At 59.0% G+C, this 8,150-nt stretch carries 9 protein-coding genes and 1 pseudogene; 2 read left to right on the top strand and 8 right to left on the bottom strand.

Going from position 1 to position 8,150, the window contains the following annotated elements:
• Window positions 1–208: 208 nt before the first annotated feature.
• The gene (locus GKAS_RS21735; RefSeq protein ID WP_035897398.1) at window positions 209–1,168 is read right to left on the bottom strand and encodes an ABC transporter substrate-binding protein; all 960 of its coding nucleotides are present in this window, start codon (window positions 1,166–1,168) and stop codon (window positions 209–211) included.
• Window positions 1,165–1,866 (bottom strand): ABC transporter ATP-binding protein, encoded by a 702-nt coding sequence (locus GKAS_RS21730; protein ID WP_035897396.1) that lies wholly within the window; start codon window positions 1,864–1,866, stop codon window positions 1,165–1,167. The genes GKAS_RS21735 and GKAS_RS21730 overlap by 4 nt, the downstream gene beginning before the upstream one ends.
• 212 nt (window positions 1,867–2,078) lie before the next feature.
• On the opposite strand from GKAS_RS21730, the gene GKAS_RS21725 reads away from it, so the two are divergent.
• Window positions 2,079–2,660, top strand: a complete 582-nt coding sequence (locus GKAS_RS21725; protein ID WP_035897394.1) for a flavin reductase family protein — start codon at window positions 2,079–2,081, stop codon at window positions 2,658–2,660.
• Window positions 2,661–2,753: 93 nt separating this feature from the next.
• On the opposite strand, the gene pptA is transcribed toward GKAS_RS21725, so the two are convergent.
• Entirely contained in the window at window positions 2,754–2,981 is a 228-nt protein-coding gene (gene pptA, locus GKAS_RS21720) for a tautomerase PptA (protein WP_035897392.1), read from the bottom strand.
• 71 nt (window positions 2,982–3,052) lie between these two features.
• Entirely contained in the window at window positions 3,053–3,607 is a 555-nt protein-coding gene (locus GKAS_RS21715) for an AAA family ATPase (protein ID WP_035897391.1), read from the bottom strand.
• Window positions 3,608–3,709: 102 nt separating this feature from the next.
• Between GKAS_RS21715 and GKAS_RS21710 the strand changes: the two genes are divergently transcribed.
• Complete coding sequence (locus GKAS_RS21710) at window positions 3,710–4,603, top strand: LysR family transcriptional regulator (RefSeq protein WP_035897389.1); 894 nt, start codon at window positions 3,710–3,712, stop codon at window positions 4,601–4,603.
• Here GKAS_RS21710 and paaY read toward each other — a convergent pair.
• From paaY to GKAS_RS21690, 4 genes and pseudogenes are all read right to left on the bottom strand, one after another.
• Complete coding sequence (gene paaY, locus GKAS_RS21705) at window positions 4,596–5,192, bottom strand: phenylacetic acid degradation protein PaaY (RefSeq protein ID WP_035897388.1); 597 nt, start codon at window positions 5,190–5,192, stop codon at window positions 4,596–4,598. The genes GKAS_RS21710 and paaY overlap by 8 nt on opposite strands.
• An 11-nt stretch (window positions 5,193–5,203) precedes the next feature.
• Window positions 5,204–6,130 (bottom strand): phenylacetic acid degradation operon negative regulatory protein PaaX, encoded by a 927-nt coding sequence (paaX, locus tag GKAS_RS21700; RefSeq protein WP_167540431.1) that lies wholly within the window; start codon window positions 6,128–6,130, stop codon window positions 5,204–5,206.
• A 134-nt stretch (window positions 6,131–6,264) separates the two neighbouring features.
• Window positions 6,265–7,581 (bottom strand): phenylacetate--CoA ligase PaaK, encoded by a 1,317-nt coding sequence (gene paaK, locus GKAS_RS21695; RefSeq protein WP_035897384.1) that lies wholly within the window; start codon window positions 7,579–7,581, stop codon window positions 6,265–6,267.
• Window positions 7,582–7,609: 28 nt separating this feature from the next.
• A pseudogene (locus GKAS_RS21690) lies at window positions 7,610–8,150 on the bottom strand (acetyl-CoA C-acyltransferase); the annotation flags it as partial.

Raw genomic sequence — 8,150 nt, 5'->3', positions numbered from 1 at the left:
CCGGCGCTAAATTGCGGGAAAATAGCCTGCAACAGAATGAAAAAGAGCGGTAATGCCACCAGCACCACCAGAGCGATGAGGGTGACGAAAGTAGAGGGATTTTGTTTCACCCGAGGTTCCAGATTGTAGCCCGGCCAAGCGAAGCGCCGCCGGGGTTGTACACAATGCTAAATCCCGGCGTCGCTTTGCTCGGCCGGGCGACGGAAATTTACTGCCCGAACAACGTATTGAACCGAGCCAGAACGGCGCTGCGCTCGCTGCTACCATCGCTGGCGGTTGGCAGTACTTTCAGGTCGTTCAGCAACGGGCGTTTCGCCGACACATCGCTGCGAGCCGGCATCAGCCACGCTTCGGCCACCATTGCCTGACCTTCCGGCGAAAGCACGTAGTCGACAAAGGCTTTCGCCTCATCCGCATGTTGTGTGGATTTGAGGATCATCATCGGGCGCGGCGCAATCACCGTACCGCTTGCCGGGAAAATCACCTTCAGCGATTCGCCCTGATCGATATTACCGTAGGAGACATAGTCCACCGCGCCAAATACCGCCGCTTTCGCCCCCTGCATCACCGGCGTAACCGCCTGCGCGTTCGGCCCGCTCACCACCATGCCGTTCTTTTTCAGTTCATCAAACAGCGCCCAGGCTTTATCACCCATGCCATTTTGTAACCCGATCAGCAAATCGAGTGAGGCACCGGAAAGCGCCGGGTCCGGCGTGGTGACTTTGTCTTTAAACGCCGCTTCGGTCAGGTCGCGCCACTCTTTCGGCTCCGGAGTACCGCTTTTGGTGTTCCAGACAATCCCCAGCGCCGAAATACCCTGCGCCACATAGTCGGTAGATTTCAGCGCCGCCGGAACCTTATCGGCATTCCCGCTCTGATATGGCAGCAACCAGCCGCGGCCGTGCAAGTCTTCAGCGGTGTCCCACGAGGCAGAAATCAGCACGTCCGCCTGCGGGTTAGCCTGCTCGGCTTCCAGACGTGCCATCACCTTGCCGGTGGTGGCCTGGAAGATATTCACCTTCACGCCGGTTTTCTTTTCATAGCCGCTGGCCAGATTTTTTGCCAGAGAACCTGGGCCTGCGGTGTATACGGTCAGCGCATGGGCGCTGGAAATCATCGAAGCAGATAACATCATCGCGAGCGCAACGCCTTTTTTAACGGATTTCATACAAGTTCCCCTGAGGTAGAATCAACGGTGCGAACAGCAGCAATGCTGCCCGCAGAAAGGTGCACAATTCGGTCGGCCAGCAGTTCGGCCTCGCGGCGGTCGTGGGTGACGTACACGGCGGTGATGCCGAGCTGGCGCAGCAGTCGGCTCATCTCCAGACATAACGATTCACGCAGTTCGCTATCGAGGTTGGAAAGCGGCTCATCAAACAGCAGTACCCGTGGTTCGGCGACGATCGCCCTTGCCAGCGCCACGCGCTGCTGCTGCCCGCCGGAGAGCCCGGAAGGCTTACGTTCGCCGAAACCGGAAAGCCCGACCATCGCCAGCGCGTCATTAACCCGGCGCGTCCGCTCATCACGGGCCACGCCGCGCATTCGCAGCGGAAAAGCGACGTTTTCAGCGGCAGTCATATGCGGCCACAGCGCATAGTCCTGGAAAACCATGCCGATATCGCGCTGTTCGGGCGGCAGCCCCCAGCCGGGTCTGGCTATCAGACGGTCGCCGAAATGAATTTCACCTTCAGCGGGAACGGTGAGCCCTGCCAGCAGGCGCAGTAACGTGCTTTTGCCGCAGCCGGAAGGCCCAAGCAATGCCACGATGCTGCCCGCATCGATCTGCAGGTTAATGTGATTAAGAACGGTGGTGGCACCGAAAGCGAAGGAAACGCCGTCGAGCCGAATGCCAGTTAGCGCGCGCATTTTTGCCCTCCCCGATGGGAAAGCGATGCGTCACCCGCGGTCGAAATCCGACGGGCCGCGCTCACCTGCATGAAGATCAGGGGAGCCAACATATTGTTATCCTCTTTGGGACTTAGTGCTGGCGACTATAGGCAGGTGATATGACGTATTGATTACGCTTTTATTGCGATTTAGTGTGTGGTTAACCGCATCCCATTATCCAGGAAATCCTTATGAGCCGTTTTCGCCCCGTTGAACTTCACCACGCCAGCCGCCTGCTCAATCACGGCCCGACCATCCTCATTACCAGCTTTGACGTCGAGTCAAAACGACGCAACGTGATGGCCGCGGCCTGGTCAATGCCGGTGGAGTTCGAGCCGCCGCGCATCGCTATCGTGGTCGATAAGAGCGCCTGGTCGAGGGAAATTATTGAGCGCAACGGCACGTTCGGCATCGTGGTACCAGGCGTCGCCGCCGCCAGTTGGACGTATGCCGTTGGCAGCGTCAGCGGACGCGAAGAGGATAAATTCAACGCCTACGGTATTCCGGTGGTGAAAGGCCCGGTGCTGGGGCTGCCGGTAATTGAAGAGAAATGTCTGGCGTGGATGGAGTGCCGACTGCTGCCCGCCACGGCCGCCGCCGGGCAATACGACACGCTGTTTGGCGAAGTGGTTTCCGCCGCCGCGGATGAGCAGGCATTCATCGCCGGACGCTGGCATTTCGACGACGATAAGCGCAATACGCTGCATCATCTCGGCGCAGGAACGTTTGTGGCGAGCGGAAAACAAATCCGCGCCAACACCCCTTCAGAGTAACCAGCAAGGGTAGCCCGGCCAAGCGAAGCGCCGCCGGGAATGGCTCCGAGCCTCCCCGGAGTCGGCTAGCGCCTCGTCCGGGCTACGAAAGGCTTACATGCTATAGCCGGGCTTTTTAATCAGCTCATCCATATGTGGGGCAATCTCGGTGTCCCACACCTGCTGCCAGTCGCTCTGCTGTACCTGATTCAGGGCAACGCTAACAGCGCCCTCTTTGCTATTCAGATGGCGAATTAATACTTCGGTGATGTCCGCTGCCAGCGCGGTTTTTTGCTCGTCGTTCAGGTCGCGGGGAAAACATTTGATATCAACGTGTGGCATCTGCAGGGCTCCTTATGGTTAGAGCCATAAAGCTACCATAGCCTGGCGTAAACCACTGCCTTTTCGTGCGCTTAAGTGGTAGATTGCCGCGCTTTTTCGGCCATCAACTGCGTGATAAACGCTTCGGTTTCGCGCTGATTGCGCAGCCGCACAAAGCGGATATGCCGCCAGGCAGGATCGGCCATATCTCGCAGATAACGCGCGCGGTTTGGCCGCCAGGTTTTCAGCGTCCAGAGGATAATGGAGTCACGGCTGAAGAACGAACGTCGGAAGCTCTCCCGATTACCGGTGCCAGGCCACAATTCCTGTTGTCGCCACGCCCGGCTTGCGGCACGCCAGACCGCCTGGCGGAAGGTGCGCCAGAAGCTGTAATCCACCCACACCACCAGATCCACGTCGCGCCATTTTACCGGGCGACTACGATTGTAATTACCGTCAAGTACCCAACCGGGCGCAGCGGTTGCCTGCGTCAGCGCGGCAAAGAGTTCCTCATCGGTTACGCCCTGCCAGTCTGGCCGCCAGTAAAGCGTATCCATTTCGATATAGGGCACGGAAAACAGCGTCGCCAGACGCTTAGCCAGCGTCGATTTCCCCACGCCGCTGGTGCCTACCACATTGATTTTCATTGGCCTCTCACTCACGTTCCCGGGTTGCATATCGCGCGACGAACATTAAACTAAAAAAATCCCTCTGGAGCTATGAACCAGATTCATTAATGGCCACATCCCATGCTTAAAGACAACATCAACGACCTCATTTCGTTTATGGTCGTCGCGCGCGAGCGCAGTTTTACCCGCGCGGCGGCGCAGCTTGGCGTGTCGCAGTCGGCGCTGAGCCACGCGATGCGCAATCTGGAAAGCCGTCTCGACGTGCGACTGCTAACGCGCACCACCCGCAATGTCTCCCCGACCGAGGCGGGTGAAAAGCTGTATCAGCGGCTTACCCCGCACCTGCAGGAAATCGAACAGGAGATTTCTGCGCTGCGCGATACGCGCGATCGCCCAGCGGGCAACATTCGCCTCACCGTCGGCGAGCATGCGATGAATACCGTCATCTGGCCGCTGATTAAGCCTTTTATGGTGCAGTACCCGGAAATCAATATTGAGGTGACGGTCGATAACGGCCTGACGGATATTGTCGATGCGCGTTTAGACGCCGGTGTGCGTTTAGGGGAACAGGTGGCGCGCGATATGATTGCGGTGCGGATTGGCCCGGATATGCGGATGGTCGTCGTTGGTTCGCCGGAGTACCTTGCCCGCTATGGCGTTCCGCAAACGCCGCACGATTTAGCGCAACACCGCTGTATTAATATGCGCCTGCCGACGCGCGGCGGATTGTATGCCTGGGAGTTTGAACAAAACGGCGAGCCTCTGCGCGTGCGCGTTGAGGGGCAACTGATCCTAAACTGCCTGCCGCAGCGCATTGAAGCGGCAGAAGCCGGTTTAGGGCTGGCCTATGTTCCTGAGGACACCGTCCTGGATGGCGTAGCCGCCGGGCGCTTACAGTGCGTGCTTGACGACTGGTGCGCGCCGTTTCCCGGTTATTATCTTTATTACCCCAGCCGCCGCCAGCACACCACCGCGTTTACGTTGTTGGTGGAGGCGTTGCGCTACCCTAAATAGCGGATTTCGGCCGCAGGTTTTCGTCAAACTCCAGACGCTTACGGCCCGGCTCTGCTTCGGTTAACGGTTCGACGGCAACCAGCGTCTTCTGGCATCGTTCGACCAGCACCTGATACTCGCGCGTGCCCTGTTTCTTCCACTCAAGCTCCTGCTCGGTTAAGCTGCGAATCGCTTTAGCCGGGCTGCCGATAATCAGGTGATTGGCGGGCATTTCCGCCCGCGCTTTGACAAAAGCGCACGCGCCAACGATGCTGTTCTCACCGATGGTCGCGCCGTCGATAATCACCGCGCTCATACCGACCAACGCATTGCGGCCGATCACACAGCCGTGCAGAATGGCGCCGTGGCCGATATGCCCGTCTTCTTCCACCACCGTGTCCTGCCCGGGGAAACCGTGCATGACGCAGTTATCCTGGATATTCGCGCCATCTTTGACGACGATACGCCCAAAATCGCCGCGCAGGCTGGCGTTGGGGCCAACGTAAACGCCTTTGCCAAGGATCACATCGCCAATCAGTACGGCGGTCGGATGAACATAGCTTTCCACTGGAACAACCGGGGTCATCCCGTCAATCTGGTAAATCGGCATGGCTTCTCCTGTTACGCTTCGGGTAATCCCCCAAAACGCTGGTAATAGAGCGGCCCCGGCGCGGGCAGTTCGCCCACCGAGCTTTCGCCTTTTTCACTGACGAAAGCCTGCGCCCCTGGGGCAACGCGTTGATAGATGTTGATACAGAGCTGGCGCGCGGTCTGGCCCAGCCAGTGGGCGGGCAGCAGCTCTTCTGGCAGCAGTGGGTCCTTCAGCACCACGCGGCGATAGAAATGGATCAACAGCAGGCGAATCTGGAAGCAGCGTTCCGGCGTTAGCTCATCGGGCTCGGCATCGCGTAACAGCGGCAGCAGAGGACGGAACAGCGTAATAAACGCCTCATACATGGCGTTCTGTTCGGTCAGATGCCAGCACTCTTCGACTCGCTCACGCAGCGCGGCGCGGGAGAGCGCCAGCGGCGAATGGGCTTCGAAGAAGATAACGTTTTCCGCTACGCCCGCTTCGTGCAGCAGCGACTGGACGTCCGCCAGCTTTTGCGATGGCGAAGCCAGAAGGCTTGGCGCAAGTACGCCAAACCCCTGCCAGATCAGCTGTTTTTTTACTTCGGCAAGGGTGTTTTTTTCCAGCCCTTCGGAGAGCAGCAGCAGCCAGGTACCGTCCCATTCCGGGGCGCTGGCGCGATAAATTTTGCTCTCGGCGCGACGCGTCAGGCGCAGCCCTTTATCGCTCAGGCGATAGAAACTGCGGCGGCCGATGCGCACGACGTCCAGCCATTCTTCTTTGTTGAGGCGAAACAGCGCGGTACGCACAAAACGTTCACCAAAGCCCAGCCCTTCCAGCAGCGCCGCCACGCTGCCAAGCCAGACTTCTCCACCGCGCTGAGATAAACAGTCACCGTACAGTGAGGCAATCAGCGAGGTGCCGCTGATCGGCATCGCGGTCACCGCCTGCTGAATAAAGCTATCGAGTTTTTCCATATGATTCATAGTGTTGTTGTTTTTGTCCTTTTTGAATCATAGCACAGGAATTTGTAGCCCGGCCGAACGAAGTGACGCCGGGAGTAGTTCGGTGCAAAAACCCGGCGTCGCTTCGCTCGGCCGGGCTACATTGCTTAGCCGTTGGCTGCGGCTTTACGTAGGTCGAATACGCGGCAGGCCTTGCCTTCGGAGCGTGGAATGCTGCCGCAGTTAACGATGCTGACATCCGTTGAAATGCCGACCATCGACTTAATGCGATGACGCAGATGGTGGCAAATCTGGCAGCGCTGCTCGTGGCTCAGCACGAGGCTACTCTCTTTCAGCTCAACGCGAATTGAAAGTGAATCAAGATGCCCACGGCGATCGACTTCCAGCTGGTAGTGCGGCGCCAGATGTTCAATTTTGAGGATCTCTTCTTCCACCTGCGATGGGAAAACGTTCACGCCGCGAATAATCAGCATGTCATCGCTGCGGCCACTGATGCGATCCATCCGGCGCATGGTGCGGGCGGTGCCCGGCAACAGACGCGTCAGGTCGCGGGTGCGGTAGCGAATGACCGGCAGCGCTTCTTTGGTGAGCGTGGTGAACAGCAGTTCGCCGTGCTCGCCGTCGGCCAGCGGCGTACCGTCTTCCGGGTTGACCACTTCCGGGAAGAAATGGTCTTCCCAGATGGTTGGGCCGTCGGCGGTTTCAATACACTCCATCGCCACGCCCGGCCCCATGACTTCGGACAGGCCATAGATATCCAGCGCGGTAATACCGAGGCGACGTTCAATCTCCGCCTTCATGCCGGTGGTCCACGGCTCTGCGCCGAAGACGCCGGTACGCAGCGAACAGCCGCGTGCGTCGCCGCCCATCTGGCGTTCCAGTTCTTCAATCAGGTTCAGGCAGTAAGATGGCGTGACCATGATCATGTCGGGTTTAAAATCACGGATCAGCTGCGCCTGTTTCTCGGTCTGGCCGCCGGACATCGGGATCACCGTCGCCCCTAAACGCTCGGCACCGTAGTGCGCGCCCAGGCCGCCGGTGAACAGGCCGTAGCCGTAGGCCACGTGAATTTTATCCTTCGCCGAGCCGCCAGCGGCGCGCAGCGAACGGGCGACGATGTTCGCCCAGGTATCGATATCGTTCTGCGTATAGCCCACGACGGTCGGCTTGCCGGTAGTACCGGATGACGCATGGATACGCACCACCTGCTCCATCGGCACCGCGAAGGTATCGAACGGATAGTTATCACGCAGATCCTGTTTGGTGGTGCACGGGAATTTACTCAGGTCACTCAGCTCACGGAAATCATCCGGGTGAACCCCCGCCGCATCAAACTTACGGCGGTACATCGGCACATTTTCGTAGGCGTGTTTCAGCGTCCACTTCAGGCGTTCGGTTTGCAGAGCCTGTAACTCGTCACGCGATGCGGTTTCAATCGGATCTAATTTTGTTGTAGTTGTCATGTTGTAGGGTACTCGCAGGTCAATTAGCTCACACTCGCTCGAGGATCATGGCAATGCCCTGACCCACGCCAATACACATCGTACACAGCGCATAGCGTCCATTGCGTCGTTCCAGCTCCAGCGTCGCTGCCAGCGCCAGCCGCGCGCCGCTCATGCCTAACGGGTGGCCTAAGGCGATGGCGCCACCGTTGGGATTCACATGCGCCGCGTCGTCCGCCAGTCCAAGCTGTCTGAGCACGCCCAGCGCCTGGGCGGCAAAGGCTTCGTTCAGCTCAATCACGTCCATATCGTTAATATTCAGCCCGGCGCGCTCCAGCACTTTACGCACCGCCGGAACTGGCCCAAGCCCCATGTACCTCGGTTCAACGCCCGCGGTCGCCATGGCGACGATGCGCGCACGTGGCGTTAAGCCCTGCGCGGTGGCCTGCTGCTGGCTTGCGATGATCAGCGCCGCCGCACCGTCGTTGACGCCGGAAGCGTTGCCCGCCGTCACCACGCCGCCCTTACGGAACGGGTTTTCAGTGAGGCCAGTTGCTCCAAAGTGGTTTCCGCGCGCGGATGCTCATCTT

Origin of the sequence: Kluyvera ascorbata ATCC 33433, from assembly GCF_000735365.1 — a bacterium.
Classification (GTDB): Bacteria; Pseudomonadota; Gammaproteobacteria; order Enterobacterales; family Enterobacteriaceae; genus Kluyvera; species Kluyvera ascorbata.
The sequence above is the reverse complement of the archived record's forward strand: the minus strand, read 5'-3'. Positions and strand labels throughout refer to the sequence as shown.

What these genes read in the sequence shown, in the direction of transcription:
- GKAS_RS21735 (WP_035897398.1), bottom strand. Translation starts at nt 1,168, where the DNA reads ATGAAATCCGTTAAAAAAGGCGTTGCGCTCGCGATGATGTTATCTGCT.
- GKAS_RS21730 (WP_035897396.1), bottom strand. Translation starts at nt 1,866, where the DNA reads ATGCGCGCGCTAACTGGCATTCGGCTCGACGGCGTTTCCTTCGCTTTC.
- GKAS_RS21725 (WP_035897394.1), top strand. Translation starts at nt 2,079, where the DNA reads ATGAGCCGTTTTCGCCCCGTTGAACTTCACCACGCCAGCCGCCTGCTC.
- pptA (WP_035897392.1), bottom strand. Translation starts at nt 2,981, where the DNA reads ATGCCACACGTTGATATCAAATGTTTTCCCCGCGACCTGAACGACGAG.
- GKAS_RS21715 (WP_035897391.1), bottom strand. Translation starts at nt 3,607, where the DNA reads ATGAAAATCAATGTGGTAGGCACCAGCGGCGTGGGGAAATCGACGCTG.
- GKAS_RS21710 (WP_035897389.1), top strand. Translation starts at nt 3,710, where the DNA reads ATGCTTAAAGACAACATCAACGACCTCATTTCGTTTATGGTCGTCGCG.
- paaY (WP_035897388.1), bottom strand. Translation starts at nt 5,192, where the DNA reads ATGCCGATTTACCAGATTGACGGGATGACCCCGGTTGTTCCAGTGGAA.
- paaX (WP_167540431.1), bottom strand. Translation starts at nt 6,130, where the DNA reads ATGGAAAAACTCGATAGCTTTATTCAGCAGGCGGTGACCGCGATGCCG.
- paaK (WP_035897384.1), bottom strand. Translation starts at nt 7,581, where the DNA reads ATGACAACTACAACAAAATTAGATCCGATTGAAACCGCATCGCGTGAC.